Source organism: Rhodoferax sp. GW821-FHT07F03, from assembly GCF_059418745.1.
On the sequence record NZ_JBWKQM010000009.1, the window covers coordinates 68255 to 88191 of the forward strand.

The 19937-nt window shown below is 55.8% G+C and carries 21 protein-coding genes; all 21 read right to left on the minus strand.

The window, feature by feature from the left end:
- Window positions 1-97: 97 nt before the first annotated feature.
- The 21 genes from AC07R0_RS14935 to AC07R0_RS15035 all read right to left on the minus strand — a co-directional run bounded on the left by AC07R0_RS14935 (window position 98) and on the right by AC07R0_RS15035 (window position 19718).
- A complete protein-coding gene (locus AC07R0_RS14935; RefSeq protein WP_495105418.1) occupies window positions 98-637 on the minus strand; it encodes a hypothetical protein in 540 nt (179 codons plus the stop codon).
- 268 nt (window positions 638-905) lie between these two features.
- Window positions 906-1463 (minus strand): hypothetical protein, encoded by a 558-nt coding sequence (locus AC07R0_RS14940; protein ID WP_495105419.1) that lies wholly within the window; start codon window positions 1461-1463, stop codon window positions 906-908.
- Window positions 1464-1501: 38 nt separating this feature from the next.
- Complete coding sequence (locus AC07R0_RS14945; RefSeq protein WP_495105420.1) at window positions 1502-2701, minus strand: hypothetical protein; 1200 nt, start codon at window positions 2699-2701, stop codon at window positions 1502-1504.
- Between the two features lie 53 nt (window positions 2702-2754).
- Window positions 2755-3372 carry a DUF2345 domain-containing protein gene (locus AC07R0_RS14950; RefSeq protein WP_495105421.1) on the minus strand — a complete coding sequence of 206 codons (618 nt, stop codon included), beginning with the start codon at window positions 3370-3372 and terminating at the stop codon, window positions 2755-2757.
- A 62-nt stretch (window positions 3373-3434) separates the two neighbouring features.
- On the minus strand, window positions 3435-4112 hold the full coding sequence (locus AC07R0_RS14955; protein ID WP_495105422.1) for a hypothetical protein: 678 nt from the start codon (window positions 4110-4112) through the stop codon (window positions 3435-3437).
- Window positions 4051-4236 carry an N-acetylmuramidase domain-containing protein gene (locus tag AC07R0_RS14960; protein WP_495105423.1) on the minus strand — a complete coding sequence of 62 codons (186 nt, stop codon included), beginning with the start codon at window positions 4234-4236 and terminating at the stop codon, window positions 4051-4053. The genes AC07R0_RS14955 and AC07R0_RS14960 overlap by 62 nt, the downstream gene beginning before the upstream one ends.
- A gap of 27 nt (window positions 4237-4263) precedes the next feature.
- Window positions 4264-4485 (minus strand): phage baseplate assembly protein V, encoded by a 222-nt coding sequence (locus tag AC07R0_RS14965; RefSeq protein ID WP_495105424.1) that lies wholly within the window; start codon window positions 4483-4485, stop codon window positions 4264-4266.
- Between the two features lie 75 nt (window positions 4486-4560).
- On the minus strand, window positions 4561-5661 hold the full coding sequence (locus tag AC07R0_RS14970; protein WP_495105425.1) for an Imm71 family immunity protein: 1101 nt from the start codon (window positions 5659-5661) through the stop codon (window positions 4561-4563).
- Window positions 5662-5678: 17 nt separating this feature from the next.
- Entirely contained in the window at window positions 5679-5894 is a 216-nt protein-coding gene (locus AC07R0_RS14975) for a hypothetical protein (protein WP_495105426.1), read from the minus strand.
- Between the two features lie 181 nt (window positions 5895-6075).
- Window positions 6076-6444 (minus strand): hypothetical protein, encoded by a 369-nt coding sequence (locus tag AC07R0_RS14980; protein WP_495105427.1) that lies wholly within the window; start codon window positions 6442-6444, stop codon window positions 6076-6078.
- Between the two features lie 9 nt (window positions 6445-6453).
- A complete protein-coding gene (locus AC07R0_RS14985) occupies window positions 6454-7404 on the minus strand; it encodes a hypothetical protein (RefSeq protein WP_495105428.1) in 951 nt (316 codons plus the stop codon).
- A 2-nt stretch (window positions 7405-7406) separates the two neighbouring features.
- Window positions 7407-8879, minus strand: coding sequence for a hypothetical protein (locus AC07R0_RS14990; protein WP_495105429.1), 1473 nt, complete (start codon window positions 8877-8879; stop codon window positions 7407-7409).
- Between the two features lie 8 nt (window positions 8880-8887).
- Window positions 8888-11791, minus strand: a complete 2904-nt coding sequence (locus AC07R0_RS14995; RefSeq protein WP_495105430.1) for a type VI secretion system Vgr family protein — start codon at window positions 11789-11791, stop codon at window positions 8888-8890.
- A 241-nt stretch (window positions 11792-12032) separates the two neighbouring features.
- A complete protein-coding gene (locus tag AC07R0_RS15000; protein WP_495105431.1) occupies window positions 12033-13016 on the minus strand; it encodes a DUF6976 family protein in 984 nt (327 codons plus the stop codon).
- Between the two features lie 12 nt (window positions 13017-13028).
- The gene (locus AC07R0_RS15005) at window positions 13029-13244 is read right to left on the minus strand and encodes a hypothetical protein (RefSeq protein WP_495076980.1); all 216 of its coding nucleotides are present in this window, start codon (window positions 13242-13244) and stop codon (window positions 13029-13031) included.
- 372 nt (window positions 13245-13616) lie between these two features.
- Complete coding sequence (locus tag AC07R0_RS15010) at window positions 13617-14351, minus strand: aspartate/glutamate racemase family protein (protein ID WP_495105432.1); 735 nt, start codon at window positions 14349-14351, stop codon at window positions 13617-13619.
- 163 nt (window positions 14352-14514) lie between these two features.
- Window positions 14515-15261, minus strand: a complete 747-nt coding sequence (locus AC07R0_RS15015; RefSeq protein WP_495105433.1) for a GntR family transcriptional regulator — start codon at window positions 15259-15261, stop codon at window positions 14515-14517.
- A gap of 23 nt (window positions 15262-15284) precedes the next feature.
- Complete coding sequence (locus tag AC07R0_RS15020; protein ID WP_495076982.1) at window positions 15285-16157, minus strand: ABC transporter permease; 873 nt, start codon at window positions 16155-16157, stop codon at window positions 15285-15287.
- Between the two features lies 1 nt (window position 16158).
- Window positions 16159-17070, minus strand: a complete 912-nt coding sequence (locus AC07R0_RS15025; protein ID WP_495105434.1) for an ABC transporter permease — start codon at window positions 17068-17070, stop codon at window positions 16159-16161.
- Between the two features lie 252 nt (window positions 17071-17322).
- A complete protein-coding gene (locus AC07R0_RS15030; RefSeq protein ID WP_495099476.1) occupies window positions 17323-18606 on the minus strand; it encodes an ABC transporter substrate-binding protein in 1284 nt (427 codons plus the stop codon).
- 35 nt (window positions 18607-18641) lie between these two features.
- The gene (locus AC07R0_RS15035; protein ID WP_495105435.1) at window positions 18642-19718 is read right to left on the minus strand and encodes an ABC transporter ATP-binding protein; all 1077 of its coding nucleotides are present in this window, start codon (window positions 19716-19718) and stop codon (window positions 18642-18644) included.
- Window positions 19719-19937: the final 219 nt, after the last annotated feature.

Sequence of the window (19937 nt, forward strand, 5' to 3'; positions counted from 1 at the left end):
GTACTGCGAGTGCGGGTCCCAACCAATGCAGCAGTTCTATAGCTGACCCGCATAAAAGCCGTGGGCCGTGTTACAGGCAAAAATAGGCATGACCAATTTACACGTCATTGGCTATATCAAATTGAAAATAGCATTCAAAAAAATCACTAAATTTTTTCATTTGGTGAGTCATACTAATATTTGAATATTCAGTTGATTTTCGTCTTAAAAATCGTTTCGCGGAAAATCCGTTTAACTCGACAGCTTTACCTTCATCTGACTTACAAGATAGACATAAATAATATTCACCAGGCCCTTTTGCCGGAAGAAGAAATTCAAACTTCAGTTTTTTGAATTTTGAATTGAACCCAATTACATTTTTATTAACGATTACTATGAAATAGTTTGAATGAATATGACGAAATAAACGAACCCAACAATCTTTGTTGTAATCAAATGAGATTAACCAATTGCTGTGGACCTCCATTAAAAATGGAATATTTTTATTATCAACATGCTGAATAGACGAGGTCAGATCAGCCAGCAGATCCGGCGCATTCTCCATATATATAAGGCTGGAGTAAAAATCTTCAACAATTATACAATTGAGGTTTTCTCTGTAATGTGAATAATTGGCAAGTGATTGAACAAATGTCATCTTGTTTTAATAGGCGACTGGAATATCTTCCAGTAACCTATTTTTCCAATGCAGGCAAGGGGGTCAAACACCCCCATATGGAGTGAATATCCAGCCTGGAAACTATATTTCAGCAGCACTGCTAAGTGCTCTACGCTGAATTCCATCTGTGGGGGCAATGCTTTTCACCCGTAGCAAACGGTGCACTTTATACTTAAATCCACAAATTAAAAAGTTGAACTTGTCACGTTCGCATCATCAGGTAGGTCCCGCACTCTACGTTGCCGAATCATTTGTTTTTTATTGGCTTCTGGTTGTCCTCAAAGCACCGCTGGAGCCATTTTGCTAGTTCCAATACTGAGACCCCTGAAGGCGAGGTTGTGGATATCTCAGCGAAAATATTTTCATAAAACCAAAATACAAAATCGGGTGGCGTTCCGTTACGACCTCCTATCGCGGACACCGTCCCAAGATCATTCGGCCCTCGCAACCATGGTAAATCGACCATAGTTGTCGCATCTGCACGTCTTAAGAATTCAATGCCTGCAGAATGACTCTTGGGCGCAAAAGAAACCAGCCCGATGGTTATCGACGCCTTCTGTTTCTCGAATCGCCACGACAAGTTCGACCATCCAATTTCTATTTCCGAATTGATATCGCGTTGATCCTCAACCCAATCCACAAGCATGGGTGGCTTGGGAAAATTCTCAAAATTCAAATCAATGAATTCATCCTTCCTTTGTTTTTCAAGACGTGCATCAAAGTCCACGGCCCGCTTGAATTTCAGCATTCTTGGTGCATCAAGTGGGTTCGATGTATTATCGAAAGAAAATGCATTTGTACCCATAAATAATCCAGTAATCGAAAGTAAAAACCGCCGGTTAATCATTGCACCCCCGTCAATCCAATCTGAGGCAGTGCCCGTTTCTCAAGGGCGTCATATAGTGCATCTCGGGTATACCCCGGTGCAATAGATAGAATTGTTGCATTTGCATCGATGGCAGCAACCAAATATTGACGCAAAGTTTCTGACCCCGTATGCGGACCCGCGCACGCGTCGTGAATTTTCTTTGATGAGCTTACAAAGGCGTGATTTCCGAAAGCCGTGCGTTTTGGGTCATTATCTGCAACGAGAGGCTGAGAGTCATTGCTACTAAAGAATGGATTGTTACAAGGGCCGATGCCGACCAAATTTGTCTTGGAAATATACCCATAGGGTGCGAGGTAGAGCCAATCAGTTGCAACTCCTGCCGATCCCGCAAAAGCCTGTACAACTGCAGCTTGGTCATAGCAGTTGACGACATTCTCTTTCTTGCCTTTCCTCAGAATGTAGTTCATTAATTGGAATTTTCCACTCCCGGAACCACTCGCACCAAACTGCGAACCACCCGAAACGGTGTCGTATTTCATCCCATGTCCGGAATGGCAGTAATTGGCAATTGCTTTGACAATCGACGAGGAATTGTTAAGCCCGGTAATTTTTGCTTTCACAAAAAAAAACCTTAGTGCTTCAATCCATACGCCTGACAGATAAAAATTCAGTGGTTTGTCAAGCACAAAAAATACTTCCAACCGCGTCTTTGCCGTCAGTGGCTTAATCCCTGCCGACCCTGCATCTAGGAGCCAAGTACCATCGCCTTCAATATGCTGGCAAGTAGTAGGCGGATTCTTAATAGTCAAATTCACGGTGTGTTGACCGACGCTCGCATTGAAGTCGCCATTCATTTCAAGCGAACCCAATTTGCCTCGTAAAGTCGCTTCGCCCATTAGGCCACTCTTGATAACCTTGATCTTGACGCTCAGCGTATGCGTTCCGCTCCCTGCAGTGAGGTATACGCCAGGCCGCTTCGAGCCGGACTTAAATAACATTTTTTCGGGGTCGTCATCTTCTTGTGCGTCCTCCCCAGTCTTCCAATGGGGGGCGACAATTTTCAACTTATTTCTGGCAGCATCAATGCCACTCTTCCACTCGATCTCGAGTATTTCTGCCTCTACATTCAGCGACGATGCTAAGACGGCCTTACGCTTGGTGATTTCGACGGAGGTCATTGGCGAGGTTGCGACCGTTTTCCATTTAGCTGCCATTTGTGTTTATCCCAGGAGTTGAAGTGTCAATTGGCTCGAATCGGCGCCGCTAACTACATGGGTACGCCCTTGATCGTCTGTGACTCCTTCTTCAAATGTTCCATCCGGTAATTTGATTCGTCCGGTAATTTGATTCGATATGGCAAGCCCACCAGTTTTTCTCCAGTAACTTTATCGGTAATCACAAAGCCTTCATCAAACAACTTCACCCGCGTATCCGGCAACTTGGCCATCTCCGCCGTATCATTCCCCGGCCCCTCAAACGGATGCGCCCCGCCCTTGACCGTGAACGTCCCCGGACAGGTGAAGGTGATGTTGCCGCCATCCAGTACCACCGACGATTGCCCGGCCTGCAAGGTGACCTTGTCTTTGGCCAGGATCTGGATGTCGCCGTTGACGCTGATGACGGTGACGGCTTGGTCGGCCAGGATCTCCAGGGCGTCGGTATGGGCTTGCAGGGATACCGGGCCGTTGCCTGCGTAGGCCTGGATACCGCCTGCGTGGCTGAACAGGCTGGTGGCCTCGCCAGAGACGCTGGACAGCGTGGCACCGGCGGCCCAGTGGGTGTCGCTCTGGGTGGTCCATTGCAGCTGGTTGCCGGCGAATACAGCGGTGCTGGCCGGGCTGCGCCAGTTGGGACCGGCCAGGGCTTCGGCTACGGTCCTGTTCACTATCAAATCAGTAGCTGTTTGCGCAGTTAGCAATTGCGCTAATGAGCTATTTCTTCAGAAACTCAATTATTTTTAAATGGGCTTTCCAAGTCAGCACGTTGAATCCAACCAAAGGTGACATTTGGATTATTAGTAATCCTGCTCATATTGGTATCCACATACCGTCCATACGAATATATGCCAGCATTTTTTTGAACAACAAAAACATCATTTTGGGTAATAAAAGATTTCATGGGAGTAAATTTCCCATTGGTATTTTTATAGAAATTAGTCTTCTTCGTGGCAAATAGCAATTCAATAGCAGGTATGTTCTTTAAGATTTTAAATTCCTTCACTCCTTTTTCTTGGGGACCTAATTTGAAATTCCAGCCTACCGCTGCATTACATCCCGCGACTTGATCTTCTAACGAAACTATCCAACTACCTTCATTTTTGTAGAGCTGACCTGAAACATCTGCACTTTCATTTCTGTTTTGAAAACTCGATTCAGTATAAAAGCTAATTATTTTTTTTGGTGAAGATAGGCTTTTTTCAGACTCAAGGGTTTGAAAGAAAAACACACACGAAAATCCTGTTCGACTATTTGATGATCCGTAGTATCCATAAATTTTCCCATTTGATTCAAACCCAATAAGAGCAGGTTCTTCAAATTGAACAAATGTTCCTGCCTGTGCTTTATTAAATAAAAGCACCAGTGCAATTAGGGTGAATTTTAAAAAAATACCAAGATTTTGCGACATTATAGAAATTTTCCATTTTTTTAGGATAATCAGGATTATGTGTTTTCCATTTAGTACCGTTGTAGTTATAGGTAAAATTTTCCCACTCTTTAGCAAATAATGCTTTTAGAGTTGCATTATTCATTTTGAGAAAACCAACAAATAATTTAGCTTAACCACCTAGGCCTCGACTATGCATGCCGCGGATGACGTCGGCATGGTTGATACCAGAGTCCATGCCAGCACTGAACGGGGGCAGGTCCGAGCCGTTGTACAACTGGCCCAGCACCACGGGGCGGTCCATATCACCGTCCGCGAAGTTGACCAGCACTTCGGTGCCGATGCGCGGGGTGAACTGGCTGCCCCAGTTGGGGCCGGCGATGGCGAACCGCATGGCTGCAAGTGCTGCTAATTTAGTAGCTGCTTGCGTAGGTGCTATTTGCGCTAGGGGCCAATTCGGCTTGAAATCCTATTCGCACCAAACCCACGTAACTTCTGCACCTTTGTGCAAGGGCAGTACATCGCCCACAGCAAAAGTCTGCCGCGCTTGCAGAGCGTTTTGCACCGCCCACACGCCCGCTTTGCTGGTGCGCTCGCCGCTGCGGGCGTAGACAAGATCGTCTTGGCTGCTGGCAGCGGGGGCGCTGGCTTGCGCTGCGTGTGCAGAGGGCTTGTTGAATACATAGCCCGCTTCCTCTGCGGGAATAGTGCCGTCCAGATAGCGATCATCCTTCCACAGCAAGCGCCAAGTGGTTGGGATGGGATCACGGCCTTCACCGATATGCGGAGCGGTGGAGTCGCCGTGCAGGTAGTTCATGGCACCCACCACCTCGAACGGGCCGGTGATGGGCGGCGGTTTGAGCAGACTGAGCATACGCCGCTTGGGCGCGGGGATGTTGATGGGCTCGTAGATGCCGCTGACGGGGACGACCTCGCCAAACTTGACTAGGACGACTTCTTGGGGGTCTGGGACTTCCGGTAATTGAACGGGGAAGTGGTAGGGCGGGTAGCTTACCCCGTTAGCCCCAATATTTGCCTTGCCGTTGAAGTAGAAATCGCGATCGTAGGAGCTAAATTTGAATACTGCCGCGTCTCTGGGGTCGGACTTTTCCAGCACAAATTCGCTGTTTTCTCCCCAAGCCTCACAGACTTGTCTATGGGCCGCTTCTATCTGGTCCCAGTACGGGACTCGATCAGGATTAAACGCAATATCACCTAGTTCATAGTGATAAGCATGTTCACTCCAAGAGTCGAGTGATCTTTCTGCAACCGCGAAACACAGCAGCCCGTCATATCGAAACGGCGACTTGTTGCCTTGTCTTAGAAGCTCAATGCATTTCTCGCAAGTGGAGTAACGCTTGAGTACCAAGATAAGTTTTTGCGTGCCAATTTCGGGCTTCTCTCCGTCTACAGTGGCCTTGTCCTCCGCTTCAATCACTGACTTCTCGAATATGTCGGCCCATATTTTGTAGTAACCCAAGACCCGGTTCCAGGCCGTGTAGGAGCTGCACTTCTTGAGGTGGTAGAAGATTTTTTGGCGCTCCAGCGCTGTGGGAATGAGTTTGTTCATGGCTGTGTTGACCGTACTTATTTCTTCGACGCGGGGTCGCTGGTTTGGCTCCGCGCGCCGGCGCGGGCCGTTTGCTTTGCCACTGTGCCCGCCAGGCTGGGTTTGGTTGTTTTGGTAGCGATCTCGGTTGCACCCAAAGGTGCCACCGACACCGTGCCAGGTGTGCCACCTTCGACGTAGCCGTGCATGCCATTGGCATCGGTCCAGCCCGTGGGGCGAATCTCAAAGTGCATGCCAGACTGCGGGTCCATCCAGGTGCGGGGCTTGCCATCTTCCGCCACCAGTTTTCAGGCAAGCATGCTGAGTTAAGAAGTCCAGGTCGGTCTTTCGATATTGGGTGCAGCACATTTGCTATGTTTTAGATAGCTTTTGGTCCGGGTGGAATAGATGCAAAGTGCTTTTTTGACGTGTCAGCTATTTGTGTTCCATTGCGCTAAACGCACCCATGAGATGGCAGCTCTTGCCTTCCTGCACGTTCTCAAATGAGACGACTTCGAGCCCGTCTTTCCCGTTCCGCTCTTCGTAGTCACCGATAACTTCGGCATACCAAATGCCCTTGGCGTGGACTGGTTCACGGATGAACTTGGCCACAAGTCCCGCTTGCTTGCCTGTATCACGCAGCACGTAGGTGTTTTGAACCAGATCGCAGCGCTTCAGCACCAGAGTTGAACCCTTGATCGTCAGTGTGCCGATGTAGATGTCGCGTGAATATGCGTGACCTGATAGCAGCGTCGCCAAAACAAGCAGCAAGGGCTTCAAGCGAGAAAGATCTTTTTTAACCATTTGGTTCTCTCACAGTATGGGTTGAGTCTGATTTACATCCCACTGCCAAATAGTCGCACCGTAATTGCTTTTGAAATCGGGCATCACCGCACCTACTGCAAAAAAGCGGCGGCTATTGGCCTGTGCGGGGGTGAAGTACCAGCCTGCTTGCGAACATGCTTTGCCGCCTTCAACACGTATGCGCTGGGTGGTGGTGGCGTCAGCACTGAAGTCTGTTTTGCCGGAAGTTCCGCCCCCACTGTCAGCAATGCGTTCGACCAGGGTCCAGGTGGTATCTGGCCTAGAGGTTTCGTGCGTGGTCTTAGGGTCGTAACCCGCATGGGCACGAAAGCACTCGTAATCTTTGATTAAAACAGCGGCGCAGCTATCGTCGCATGCGGGGAGGTAAATACCGCTTCGCACGACAGGCTGGCCAGTGGTGACAGTAACGTTGTGGTTGAGGCTGTATTGAGGCCAGCTAGCGGGGGGATTGAGTGGGCCTCGATCTTCATCTTTGTAGAGCGTCGTCAAAGAGCCTAAGTTCCACCCGGCCTCTTCAGTAATAGATAGGTTGCATCCCCTTATAAAAGCCTCGAGTTGCCAATGTGAAAACTGATCCTCCAACTCCTGCGGCATCCAATCAGAAGGGTAGTCGCTAGTTTGCCCATGAAATGCACTTCGCACATTGCCACCGAACCCTAGAGCGCTTAGGTCACCACGTTTGAGTAGCACATAGCCCGCATCTAGCGATGCCAGAGTGGATCGAAAGTTGGGCAAAACCCGTTCACCCCAAACAATATCGGGTTGGTTGGACAAATGGCGGCTGCGATAGTCGCTGGGCAACTTCAACATGAACTGCTGTAATGCTTGCTCTGCCACCGCCAGCATCTTGGCCCAAGCGTCCACCATATCACGGTAGTATTCCAGCGAGCTATAGCGCTCCAACAGGTAAATCTCTTGGGGAATGAGGGGCGTAGCCATACTTATTTCTTGCTTTCATACCAGTTGTTAGTGAGAGTGGGCACGCCCACCATGTCCGTGGTTTCACCGAAGCTGCTGTAGCCCCAATTAGTGGGTTGGCGTTTACCCAAAAATTCTTTTTGTAAATCTGCCGGATCAAGCACGATTTGCCGACCTCCACCTTCAAGAAAGAACTTTTTACCGCCCGCCCCGGCGGACACCACATTACCTGCTGAATCGCTCAATTTTTGAGAACCCGTGACGCCTTCCCACACCTTGAGCGGCTTGCCGGGCGGGACTACGTAGGTCACAAACTCACCGTTGCTGTTCCAGTTGGTCCATACCGCAAAGCGACGGCGCCAGTCGTCCTTATTTTTGAGCTTGTCGAATTCGGCCTTGGTCATCCAGCAGATGCTGTTATCGGAAGAGCCAGGGTCCAGAACTCGGTAAAGCGTCGTACCCGGTGGAATCTCCATCGGTGCCATGTCGTGGAAGGTATTAAATTTATTTTGAAGGGGACGAGGCCCGGTCGATGTCACGTTCGGATAACCCGGCGGGATGGTTGGAGCGCGTTTCATTTCTGGATACTTCGCTTCGTTCAGCACATCCACCCAAGCCGGCTTATCCGTCTTAAATGCCGCAATCTCCGCATCCAGCGTGGGCTTCTGGAACTTATGCGGGTTCACCGCATTCGTGTAGGCCCGGTAGTTCATATCGGACTCAATCTCCAAGCGACGTGCAAGTTGATTCAACCAGTCTTGCAAGGGCTTGAGCACTTCACCCAGCTTCTTGTTGGCTTGGTCGCGCACGCCCTTGACCATTTTGAGCATTTCGCCCGCTTTGGTCTGCATGGCGGCAGTACCCCATTTTTGAACCATGCCGAGTAAGTCGGTCAGTGCTTTTATAACGGTGTCAAACGCTTTGGCAAGCACACCCGTGTTGACTTTTCCAGCCAATTCGCGGGCCAGCTTGGCCAGTTCTTTATAAACATTGTCCCAATGCAATGCCTTAAGTGCTCTGGCTACTTCGGGACGTGCTAAAAATTGATTGAGTTTGCCTATGCCTGCCTCCACCCAAGGCTTGGTGGCTTGCCACAGGCCAGACTCCAACCCTTTCACCCCAACCTTGAATACGCCTTTGCGCCCATAGGCAAACAAGATTTTGAAGCAGCCCTTGGCCAATGAACCAAGTACCGGAAATAGGCCCAGCAGAGTCAACGCCAACGCCAGCCAGTGGGCTTTGTTGTCGCTGTCCTCATGTATTTTTTTACTGTTGGCCACCACGTCGCGGATGTCACACAACTGGTCTACAAACGGAATCATGGAAATCACTGTTCCCGTGATTGCCTGAGCTGTACTTTGCTCCTCAGCAAAGTCACCTTGCAACACCGTCAAAATCCACTCTGCGGCAGCGCTAAGATCTTGTTTCGCACTTTCTGCCCAGCGTGCAGGTGCTGCCTTGAACCACGCAAGGCTGTTTTCGAGTTCGTCCCACATGGCTTGGCTTACCCTAGTTTTTGTTGTGCAGCGGCAATGGCTTTGTTTAGCGCATCCCAAGGCTTGTCATTCAACGGCTTGCGTGGTTCGTACTCTACGCGCAGTGCTTTGTCGGGAACACCGTCATGTCGGGCATGACCTTGGGCATCCAAGGTGCCGCTGATGACTTGTCCGCCTTCAAAAAATATCTTGTAGTTCTGACCGGCCATAGCGATCGCGTCTGCATCATGGTGGTTAATCTCGATCCAGTTCTTAAGCGTAGCCAAGTCACCAGGCAAAACCGGCACCACCGCCGCATCATTCCCCGGCCCCTCAAACGGATGCGCCCCGCCCTTGACGGTGAACGTGCCCGGACAGGTAAAGGTGATGTTGCCGCCATCCAGCACCACCGACGATTGCCCGGCCTGCAAGGTGACCTTGTCTTTGGCCAGGATCTGGATGTCGCCGTTGACGCTGATGACGGTGACGGCTTGGTCGGCCAGGATCTCCAGGGCGTCGGTATGGGCTTGCAGGGATAGCGGGCCGTTGCCGGCGTAGGCCTGGATACCGCCTGCGTGGCTGAACAGGCTGGTGGCCTCGCCAGAAACGCTGGACAGCGTGGCACCGGCGGCCCAGTGGGTGTCGCTCTGGGTGGTCCATTGCAGCTGGTTGCCGGCGAATACAGCGGTGCTGGCCGGGCTAGCCCAATGGGTGCTGGCCGGGGTTTCCAGCAGCACCAGCGGGGTAGCGAACTTTTCTACCGGTGCGCCGGTATCCAGTTCACGGCTGCCTGCGCTGGATTTGAAGGCTTGCTGGCCGTTGACGCTGCCGGGGTGCTTGCCGCTTTGCTGTGGGTCGATGGCTGTGACGAAGTCGCTGTGGGCCTGAATGGCTTGGCTGCTGTTGCCTGCGGTCTGGTGGGTGGCCGCATCGGCCAGGGCCTGGGTGAGTTGCTGGGCGCTTTTGAGCTGGGCCAGGCTCTCCGTGGCGTCCATCTGGGTGGATGCCACGCTGGTGCCTTGCTGGGGTCGGGCATGGGTGCTGAGCAGCACGCCTTCACCGCCGCGCACAACGCCCCAGGCGTCGGTGCGCAGCTCGAAGCCGCTGCCCCGGTAGCTGCCACGCTGCGCGCTGTTGGGGGCCTGGCTGACCAGGTAGCCCAGGTTGAGCTGGCTGGCGGCTGTGCTGCTGCCTAAGCGCATGCGCAGCTGGCCCGTGCTGTCGTCCACCACCCATTGGTTGTAGCCCTGGCCATCCAGGCCCTGGCTGTGCATGCCGCTGATGACGCCGGCATGGTTGATGCCAGAGTCCATGCCAGCGCTGAACGGGGGCAGGTCAGAACCGTTGTAGAGCTGGCCCAGCACCACCGGGCGGTCCATATCGCCGTCCGCGAAGTTGACCAGCACTTCGGTGCCGATGCGCGGCGTGAACTGGCTGCCCCAGTTGGGGCCGGCCAGGGCTTCGGCTACGCGCACCCAGGTGCCGCTGCTGTCGTCGCCAGGGGCATTGCCTTCTGTGTCAATGCTGTTGCCGGTGTCGAACAGGCCGCCGGGCAGGGGGCGGGTGCCGCGCTGCCAGGGGAATTGGACCTTCACACGGTGGTCGCGGTCGGTGGTCACCGCGGTATCTGGCAAACCCACAACAATGGCAGTTTGTGGGCCTAGTGCCGTGGCGCGCATGGGCCGGGCGGCTGCCAGGGGGACGATGGGTACCGTGGTCTGCACGCAGCTGAAGTGGTTGCTGTACGTTCCGCTTTCTGTACCAGCAGGCATGTTTGCCAGCAGACCGAAAGATCGCAGCGATGGGCCTCCCGCATTGCCAATGCCGATATCCAGGTTATTCACCGCGGCATGGGTGACGCGCAAGACCTTGAAGGCGTTGCTGCTGCCGTCTTCGGCATAACCGTCGTGCTGGGTGAGCTGGAAGCTGAACCCTGGCTGCAGCTGGCGTACCGCGCCTTCACCGTGGAAGGCAACGCTGTCCAATGCCAAAGCCTGCTGCATCCAGCGGGCCTGGCGATTCGCGTGGTCGGCGTCCTGCAGCTGTCGCTCACCGCTGCCGTCAAAAACTTCCAACGTTGGCACAGCCTCGGCAGTTGGAGAATTGCTGGCGCCGGCGGCGTGGGCCAACAGCTGCTGGGGGTGCCAACTGGCGCGCACCACGGCGTTGGGGCGCACGGCCTGGCTGGAGCGGAAGGCGGTGATGGCATCCAGCGATTCGGTGGCATCCATGCGGTGGAAGCGTATGCTGCCGTAGCCGCCGGGCAGGGGTGGGGCCTCGGCGGCAGCGTCCACCACCACCAGCTGGTGGCGGGCGCGCAGGCTGCTGTCGGCGTTGCCCTCACCGTCGCCGGCAGCATCTTCCTGGCTGTGGGTGAAGTACCAGCTCAGGCCTTCGGACGCCAGCAGGCGGGTGAAGAAGTCCAGGTCGGTTTCACGGTACTGGGTGCAGATCGCGCGCGGCAACAGCGTTTGCGTGGCTTGCCATTGCAGGCTGGCCTGGGGGTAGTCGGCCAGCAGCTCGGCAACGATTTGCTGGGCGGTCTGGTCCTGGAAGATGTAGCTGTCGCGGCGCAGGCGCAGGAACGCGAGAAAGGGCTCCAGCCGTAGCCGGTAGCGGGCCAGGCCGCCGTCGGTGCCCAGCCAGGCAGCATCGGTGCAGTAGCCGTGCCAGGCACGCTGGCTGCCGTCGGCCTGCAGCAGGCGCAGCGTGAGTTCTTCGCCAAGAAGGGATTCCAGTGGCAGGTCGGTGGACAGCGACAGGGCATCCACATCGAAGCAGAACAACCCGTTGACCGCCTCTGTGCCGGTGAAGCGCTCTACCGACAAGGCGGCATGGAGTCCACTGGCTTCGGAGGCCTGGATGGTGATGAGGCGGGCGTGCTGGCTGAGGCCATTGCCGAAGACGGCGGTAAGGTCTGAAAGGCTGGTCATGCGGTTCCCGTGGAAAGGGGCTGGGATGGCGCCGGACCCTTGGGGCCGCACCAGGCAGGCGAGCCAAAATTATGGGCGAGGTTGGGTGGTACTTTTTTGTGACGTATGACCCAACTAACAAACTGAAACAGATTTACTCTTGGAAACGAAAAGAGCTGCTAGCGCAATTCGGATGTGCGCTAACAGCTCTTATTTTCATAGCGTTTACTATGCTGCTGAACCGGGTTCAGCCTTGCCCGTATCAGGAAATACGGATCATCACCATGGTCTGATTCAGCAATTGGTAGGCGATTTCACCAAAGGTTACCGGCCCCTGCACACCACCGATTGCCTTGCCTTCCAGCTCTCCATACAAGAAGTTCAGGATGCAATTGCAGCCCATCACCACACCCTGGGCATCCACCTTGGCCAAGCGTCCACGGAACGCGTTTGCATAGTCTGGCACCGGCTTGGCAAAGTGGTAGTCCACACCCGGAAACACCGGCGCATACAGATTTACCACGCCTTTGACATCATCAATGTTTTGTAAAGAAACGTTGATGTGTGCACCCGCAAAGTCGCCAACCAGGGGCAACTTGCCGCCATCCAGGCCGTTGCTGCGCAGGTACTGCGCGAAATCGACTTTCTTGCCGTTCACCAGACATTCGCCTACCTGGAACGTGGTGTCCGAGAAGTGCAGTACATCGCCAGCATCGGGTTCAAACAGGTTGACGATTTCCACCGATGCAAGCTTGTCTGCAGGCAGACTGACATACGCCACGACGGCCCGGTCTTCGTGTTTGCTGGCGGTGCGGCCGTCGTAGACCTTGGGGCTTACGCGGCCCAGGTCCGAAAGATGCACACCCGAGATCCAGCCCACCGTAGGCTTCAGGAAAGCATCTGGATTGCTGGAGGCTTCGGCAGCAAAGCGCTGATGGGATTGGCTCCCGGCCGGAATGATGGTCAGGGAAAAGCCATTCTCTGGCGCATGTCCCACAATACCCGCGAGTTCCGCAGGTCCATAGCTGGCGATGCTGATGTGACCCAGCTTGGATAGATCGGTCACAAACACCTTGCCTTCGGTCACCACGGTACCGCCTCCGGCCACCATGAAATACGGGATGGTGCCGCCAATCCAATTGCCTGCGGGCAATTGATCCAAGGCGGATTCGGGACCAGCCAGGCTCAATGCAGCACCTTTACGGATGAGTTCGGCCGCCGCGGCTACGGAAATGAGTTCGTTCATGGAGGACTCCAATTAAAAAGAGGCAAGTTGAGATACTTCGGCTGGGAGTGCTCTTTCCCATTTGGCGAAGTAAGCATGCAGTTCACTGGCTTTGACAGCAAGTGAGTCCGTGCTGCGCTCGATGCGTTTCGTCATCAACTGAGTTCCCAGATGTTGGGTTTTCAGGCGGGCGATGCCGCCGCTGGCAAGACGTTGCCAGCATGGATGGTTGGAGGCGGGAACAGTCATGGGTGTATCTCCTGTTTGATAACTGCTAAATGCGGTCAGCACTGAATCAGAGGCAATTGCGGGTGATTCCGTCCGATAACTTGACCGCTGCTGCAATGGTGGACGTTGCAGGCAGTACTCAACTTGATACAAATCAAACAAACACGATTACAAATTAATCGTTTTTATCGTTAATATAAAAAATTAACGAAATTCCCCTTATTCGTTACGATATTTTTATCATTTTTTGATGATGGCGCATCAATTTACATGAGTTCATCAAATTTGAAGGCGTCATACTTTGTGCGCTAGGCACTATCCGCCGCCTGCATGTGCAAGGCGCGAAGATGCACGCTGGGCCGAGGTTGGGTTCAGGCGATCTGCAGGTGACCTTCAGGCATCCCCGGCCAAAGCCATCAGCTCCGGCGACAGACCCATCCACAAGCCTGGCAGGGCCGAGCGCGTAACTGCGCTGGCCGGGGCCAGCAAGGCCTGGCGTGCGCCGGCCAACACGCTGTCTATCACTGGCACACCCACCGCAGTCTGTACCTGGGCCGCCATGCCGGCCAAACCGGCGCCGCCAAGGATGACAGCCTGCACGCCGGTGGCTTGCGCAACATCGCTGCAGGCTTTTGCCAACAGGGCACAGGCAGCTTCTGGGTCGGCTGCCAGCTCGGCACCGGTAGCTTCCACGGTATGGATGTGGGCCAGGCTGTCGCCATAGCCCAGGCTGTAGGCTAGGCGCTGCAACATGGGTTTCCAGGCGGCGCCACCAGTGACCACGGCAAAGCGGCCATGCTGCGCGGCTTCCATGAAAGCCGCCTCGGCCAGACCGATGACGGGTGCGGCGCTGCACTCGCGCAAGGCCAGCAGGCCGGGGTCGCCAAAACAGCCTATCAACACGGCATCTGGCACCGGCCCGCCTTGGGCCAGCCACTTGGACCAGGCATCCAGGGTGGCATGGCCTGCCACGGCATAACTGGCTTCCGACGATATGTAGCGCGCGCCAAAACGGGCGGTAACGGTATGCACGGCCACATCGGGTGCGCTGGCGGCCAGCACATGGGTACGCAGCAACCCGGTCACGCTGTCGCTGGTGTTGGGGTTGATAACTAAGAGATGGCGCATAACGGAGAGATTCGAAAACCAGAGAGAAAAACACCACCCCTGTACTTATGGACGTAAGCAACCATGCACGGCATACCGCAGAACCGGCTCTGCCGGGCTGCTGGTATGGCCCCGGGGGTTGGCGGAAAGTGCATTAGCACTGGAGCCCGGGGGTGTTCATAGCTCAGGCGGCGTGGCCAAAAAGCTCGACCAGATCGGGAGGGGCTACCGAGACGGGTTCGAACTGCAGCTGGTCTTCCAGGTGGCTCAGGTGTTCGCGCATCAAGCGGGTAGCCTCTTTCACGTCGCGCAGGCGGATGGCGTCCAGCACGGCGCGGTGCTCCAGGCAGCCGCAGGCACCAGCCCGCGCACTGCTGGGCGAGAGTGCCACCGGGCCCCAGGTCATCAGGATCAGCGAGGTGCGCGATACCAGCTCGCGCAGGATGCGGCCCAGGGTTTGCTGGCCCGCGCGCTCGGCAATCAATAAATGAAAGTCGCCCGACATGCGGATGGCGTGGCGCAGGTCGCCGCTTTCACGCGCGGCCTCTTCTTCAGAAATGAAGCGTGCCAGCTCGGCGATGTCTGCGTCCGTGGCGTTTTGCATAAAGCGCTCCAGCAGCGGCGGCTCCACCAGGCGGCGGGCTTCGAAAACTTCGCGGGCTTCCTGCTCGGTGGGCTGGGCCACGCAGGCGCCGCGGTTGGGCGTGATGGTGACGATCTGCTCGTTCGCCAGACGCACCAGTACCGGACGTATGCGTGTGCGCGACACGCCAAAGGCTGCGCCCAGCTTGTCTTCCACCAGCTTGGTGCCAGGCTGCAGCCGGTGGTCCAGGATGGCGGAGACGATGCGCTCGTATATCTCGTTGTCGCTGAGCGCGGGGGCGGGGGATGGGGTCACTGTCAACGGCCTTTGTGTTGGCGTCCTGGCCATCGGGCCAGGCATGCACTATGGGTTTATTTTTTACCGGGTTTCAACAACCATACCAGCATCAGCGTGAGACCCATCACGATGAACGAGACCACCGTGGTCACCGTGCCGATGGCGTAGATAGAGGGCGTGGTGACAGTGGTGGTCAGGCCCTGCAGCTCCAGCGGCAGGGTGTTGACATCGCCAATCGCCTGCGAGGTGCGGGCAATTTCATCCCACGAAAGGGTGAAGCCGAACATGGCGATGCCGACCACCGACGGCGCAATCAGCGGCAGCACCACATGCTTGAAGGTCTGCCAGGGCGTCGCGCCCAGGTCGCGGGCGGCTTCTTCATAGGACGGGTTGAAGCGGTTGAAGATGGCGAACATGATCAGCAGGCCAAAGGGCAGGGTCCAGGTCAGATGCGCGCCCAGGGCCGAGGTGTAAATGCCCAGGGCCGTGCCGTAGCTGTCCAGCGTGTCCTGCCAGCCCAGGGTTTCCAGCACCTTCTTGATGCCGCTGTCGAGCAGGCGGAACTCCAGGCCAATGCCCAGGGACACGATGATGGACGGCATGATCAGGCTGGCCACCACGATGAAGAACAGCACGCTGCCGCCGCTGAGCTTCTTGCGAAACGCCAGGCCAGCCAGCACCGAGAGCACCACGGTGAACGCCATCACCGTCAGCCCCAGACCCAGCGAACGCGTCAGCGCGGCGCCGATGTCCACCACGCCCAGCCCTTTGAACAGCTCACGAAACCAGTGCAGCGACACGCCCCGCATCGGGAATGTCAGCCCACCATCGGGGCCCTGGAAGCTGAGCACCACGATGACCAGCATGGGGCCGTACAGGAACAGCACATAGGCTACAAAAATCAGCGCCAGCACCCAGAAGGCGGCGGGCTTTTTGTTCAGGTTCATCTCACAGCTCCTTGCGAATGTCGACCATGCGGGTCAGCGCCCAGATGATCATCAGGACCAGGGCCAGCAGAATCATGGCGTTGGCCGCGGCTAGTGGGAACTGCAGGTACGAGGTCTGCACCTGGATGATCTTGCCCACCGAGGCAATTTGCTGGCCCCCCATCACGCCGATGGTGACGAAGTCGCCCATCACGATGGTGATGACGAAGATGGAGCCGATGATGATGCCGGAGCGGCACAGCGGCACGATCACATTCCACAGTGTTTGCCAGCCCGAGGCACCGCTGTCGTTGGCGGCTTCGATCAGGCTGCGGTCGATACGCATCATGCTGTTGAAGATCGGCACGATCATGAAAGTGGTGAACAGGTGCACAAAGGCCAGCACCACCGAGAAGCTGGAGAACAGCAGCCACTCCACCGGCTTATCGACCATGCCCATGGTCAGCAGCACTTCATTCACCAGCCCGTTGCGCCCCAGCAGCGGCACCCAGGCGATCATGCGGATCACATTCGAGGTCCAGAACGGAATCGTGCACAGCACGAATAGCACCACCTGCACGCCACTGGACTTGATGTGGAAGGCCAGAAAATACGACACTGTGAAGCCGATCACCAGCGTGATCAGCCAGACCAGCAAACAAAATTTGAAGGTGGACAGATAGGTCTTGAAGGTGACGCACATATCGCCGGGCGACAAGCAGCCTTCAAACACCGCCAGGTAGTTTTTGAACGTGATGTCCGGCAGCAGCTCATACTGGTTGTAGTCCCAAAAGCTGACCATCAGCACCAGCGCCAGCGGTACCAGAAAGAACAGAAAAAACACCGTGGTCAAAGGCAAAGCCTGCCACCAGGCCGCGATGCTGCGGCCCGGCGCAGCCGTAGGCGAAGGAAGTGGTGCGCTAGGTGTGCTCATCGGTGTGTGTCCACGTTACTATCAAAATCGTAGCTGCTTGCGCAGGCAGTACCTGCGCTACAGGCCGATTTAATTCAAAAGAAGCATTCGTTTCACAACAACGGAAGTGAAACGAATGCCCCCAAGCAAGGCAAGCGAAGCGACGCCCCTTCCAGAACAACCGCGGAACTGGCTTTGCCAGGCCGCTGGTTGTGCCCCCTGCAAGGGGGTTGGCGGAAAGTGCGTAGCACTGGAGCCTGGGGGTGAGCCTATTTACGCGGCTACGAACTCATTCCACTTCTGCACCATGTAGGCGTTCTCGTCCATCACGGCGTTCCAGCAGGCGATGCCACCCATGCGGTCTTCGTAGCTGCCGCCGTCGCGGGTTTCGCCCTTCTTGGCCAGCAGATCGCCGTGCGGGCTCTTGATGTCTTGCGAAGCAGGCTTGCCTTCCATCCAGTAAGCCCATTCGTAGGCTTCCATCTTGGCTTTGGCAGTGTCCAGCACGGCGCTGTAATAGCCTTGGCGGTTCAGGTAGGCACCGGCCCAGCCGTCGAGGAACCAGTTGATGAACTCATAAGCGCCATCCAGCTTCTTGCCAGACAGGGTGGCGGGCAAACCAAAGCCGGAAGCCCAGGCGCGGTAGCCTTCCTTCAGCGGCTGGAAGTTGCAGGCAATGCCTTTGGTGCGCACGGCGGTCACGGCAGGCGACCACATGGATTGGATCACCACTTCGCCGGAAGCCATCAAATTAACGGACTCGTTGAAGTCCTTCCACAGGCTGCGGAACTGGCCTTGTTTCTTGGCTTCGATCAGGGTCTTGATCGTCAGATCAATTTCCTTCTTCGTCATATTGCCTTTGTCGGGGTACTTGTAGATGCCCATGGCTTCCACCACCATCGCAGCGTCCATGATGCCGATGGAGGGGATGTTCAGAATCGCTGCCTTGCCCTTGAATTCAGGGTTCAGCAACTCGGCCCAGGAGGAGATGGGGCGCTTGATCAGGTCAGGGCGGATGCCCAGCGTGTCGGCGTTGTACACCGTGGGGATCAGGCTCATGAACTGGGTAGGCGTGGCGGAGAACTTCTTGCTCTTTTCGCCTTCCAGGTAGATCACCTTCTTGGGCGCGGTGCCTTGGTCGCCGACCTTCTTGCCGCCGACTTCACCCTTGGTGAACAGCGTGGTGATCTTGTCGGCATTCTTGATGCGCTTGGTGTCGATGCCCTTCAGGTTGCCGGTCGGCACGATGTTCTTCAGAGAGAAGTATTCGGAGTCGATCAGGTCAAAGCTATTGGGTGCGGTAACGGCGCGCTTGGTCACGTCGTCGGTGGTCACGGCCACGTACTGGATCTTGATGCCGGTGTCTTTTTCGAACTTGTCGGCGATCTCTTTGTCCTGGTTCACCGCAGTGCCCAGGTAGCGCAGAACAATCGGGTCTGCCGCATGCACGGCCGGGAAAATGCCGGTGGCCAAAATACCTGCGGTGCCCTTGAGCAGGGAACGGCGCTGCATGGTGGCTGCGAGAGCGTTGGTGGGTTTGGGTAGTACGTCAGACATGGTGAAAACTCCTGGGGGTTGCAGTAGAAAACGACTTACGCCGTGGCGGGAACGGAAACGGGGGCAGATGCTTGGCTCAAGGAATGGGCGGCCTCCGGAGCCCATGCCAGCTGGACTTTTTCAGCGACGCTGTAGGGCCGGGCCGCGAATTGCGCCTCGGACACCATCACAGAAAATTCAGCCGTGCTGTTGGCGGTTTGCGCCACACCGGGTTTTTGCAGGCCCAACAGCACATAGGTGCCCTGGTACTCCACATCGCTGACCACGGCGCGCATGTTGTGCGGGCCGTCTGGCTGGGCCGATTCGGCGGGAATGATCTGCATGTGGTCGGTACGCACGCCAATCTTGCCGGCGGTTGTGTCCAGCACGTTGTGGCCGCCCATGAAGCGCGCCACGAATTCACTGGCCGGGCGGTTGTAGACCTCGTGCGGCGAACCCACTTGCTCGATCAAGCCGTGGTTCATCACCACCATGGTGTCGGCCAGGGCCATGGCCTCTTCCTGCGAGTGGGTCACGTGGATGAAGGTCAGGCCGAGTTCTTTTTGCCAGCGGCGCAGCTCAGCACGCATCTGGATGCGCAGGAACGGGTCCAGCGCGGACAAAGGCTCGTCCAGCAGCAGTACCTTGGGCTGGGTGATCAGCGCACGGGCCAGGGCTACGCGCTGCTGTTGACCACCAGACAATTCACCCGGCTTGCGGTCCGCCAGATGGCCCATGGCCACACGTTCCAGCAAGTCCTTGGCCTTGGCATGGCGCTGGGCCTTGTCCACGCCTTTCATCTTCAGGCTGAAGGCCACGTTGTCCAGCGCGGACAGATGGGGGAACAGCGCAAAGCTCTGGAACATCATCGCCGTGCCGCGGTCGGCCGCAGGCAGGTCGGTGATGTTGCGGTTCTCCAGCAGGATATCGCCGCTGCTGACCGACTCGTGTCCCGCCACCATGCGCAGCGTGGTGCTCTTGCCGCAGCCCGACGGACCCAGCAGGCAGCAGTAGCTACCGCTGGCGATGCGCAGATTGATGCTGTCTACCGCTGGCTTGCCCGATCCATAGCGCTTGGTCAGCGCGATGATTTCGATGGCCGAGGGCGAAGAAGTGGGGGTGGAGGCTTGCATAGGGATGCCCTATGCATAGGCCGTGCCAACTTATGTGCTCAATACAAAGCGCAGATTGTGTACAAAGTGCACCACCTATGTGCACAAAGTGGGGCGCAATTCGGCTAGCAGCGCTGGCTTGGTGCGTATCGGCTCCACGCACAGATAGAAAACGTGCCTTCCAGAAACAGCGCAGAACTGGCTTTGCCAGGCTGCTGCTGTTGCCCCCTGCAAGGGGGT

What these genes read in the sequence shown, in the direction of transcription:
- AC07R0_RS15020 (WP_495076982.1), bottom strand. Translation starts at nt 16,157, where the DNA reads ATGAACCTGAACAAAAAGCCCGCCGCCTTCTGGGTGCTGGCGCTGATT.
- AC07R0_RS15030 (WP_495099476.1), bottom strand. Translation starts at nt 18,606, where the DNA reads ATGTCTGACGTACTACCCAAACCCACCAACGCTCTCGCAGCCACCATG.
- AC07R0_RS14955 (WP_495105422.1), bottom strand. Translation starts at nt 4,112, where the DNA reads ATGTCGCAAAATCTTGGTATTTTTTTAAAATTCACCCTAATTGCACTG.
- AC07R0_RS14990 (WP_495105429.1), bottom strand. Translation starts at nt 8,879, where the DNA reads ATGTGGGACGAACTCGAAAACAGCCTTGCGTGGTTCAAGGCAGCACCT.
- AC07R0_RS14980 (WP_495105427.1), bottom strand. Translation starts at nt 6,444, where the DNA reads ATGGTTAAAAAAGATCTTTCTCGCTTGAAGCCCTTGCTGCTTGTTTTG.
- AC07R0_RS15005 (WP_495076980.1), bottom strand. Translation starts at nt 13,244, where the DNA reads ATGACTGTTCCCGCCTCCAACCATCCATGCTGGCAACGTCTTGCCAGC.
- AC07R0_RS15000 (WP_495105431.1), bottom strand. Translation starts at nt 13,016, where the DNA reads ATGAACGAACTCATTTCCGTAGCCGCGGCGGCCGAACTCATCCGTAAA.
- AC07R0_RS14935 (WP_495105418.1), bottom strand. Translation starts at nt 637, where the DNA reads ATGACATTTGTTCAATCACTTGCCAATTATTCACATTACAGAGAAAAC.
- AC07R0_RS14965 (WP_495105424.1), bottom strand. Translation starts at nt 4,485, where the DNA reads ATGCGGTTCGCCATCGCCGGCCCCAACTGGGGCAGCCAGTTCACCCCG.
- AC07R0_RS14940 (WP_495105419.1), bottom strand. Translation starts at nt 1,463, where the DNA reads ATGGGTACAAATGCATTTTCTTTCGATAATACATCGAACCCACTTGAT.
- AC07R0_RS14960 (WP_495105423.1), bottom strand. Translation starts at nt 4,236, where the DNA reads ATGAATAATGCAACTCTAAAAGCATTATTTGCTAAAGAGTGGGAAAAT.
- AC07R0_RS15035 (WP_495105435.1), bottom strand. Translation starts at nt 19,718, where the DNA reads ATGCAAGCCTCCACCCCCACTTCTTCGCCCTCGGCCATCGAAATCATC.
- AC07R0_RS15025 (WP_495105434.1), bottom strand. Translation starts at nt 17,070, where the DNA reads ATGAGCACACCTAGCGCACCACTTCCTTCGCCTACGGCTGCGCCGGGC.
- AC07R0_RS15010 (WP_495105432.1), bottom strand. Translation starts at nt 14,351, where the DNA reads ATGCGCCATCTCTTAGTTATCAACCCCAACACCAGCGACAGCGTGACC.
- AC07R0_RS14945 (WP_495105420.1), bottom strand. Translation starts at nt 2,701, where the DNA reads ATGGCAGCTAAATGGAAAACGGTCGCAACCTCGCCAATGACCTCCGTC.
- AC07R0_RS14975 (WP_495105426.1), bottom strand. Translation starts at nt 5,894, where the DNA reads ATGCACTTTGAGATTCGCCCCACGGGCTGGACCGATGCCAATGGCATG.
- AC07R0_RS14995 (WP_495105430.1), bottom strand. Translation starts at nt 11,791, where the DNA reads ATGACCAGCCTTTCAGACCTTACCGCCGTCTTCGGCAATGGCCTCAGC.
- AC07R0_RS14985 (WP_495105428.1), bottom strand. Translation starts at nt 7,404, where the DNA reads ATGGCTACGCCCCTCATTCCCCAAGAGATTTACCTGTTGGAGCGCTAT.
- AC07R0_RS14970 (WP_495105425.1), bottom strand. Translation starts at nt 5,661, where the DNA reads ATGAACAAACTCATTCCCACAGCGCTGGAGCGCCAAAAAATCTTCTAC.
- AC07R0_RS15015 (WP_495105433.1), bottom strand. Translation starts at nt 15,261, where the DNA reads ATGGCCAGGACGCCAACACAAAGGCCGTTGACAGTGACCCCATCCCCC.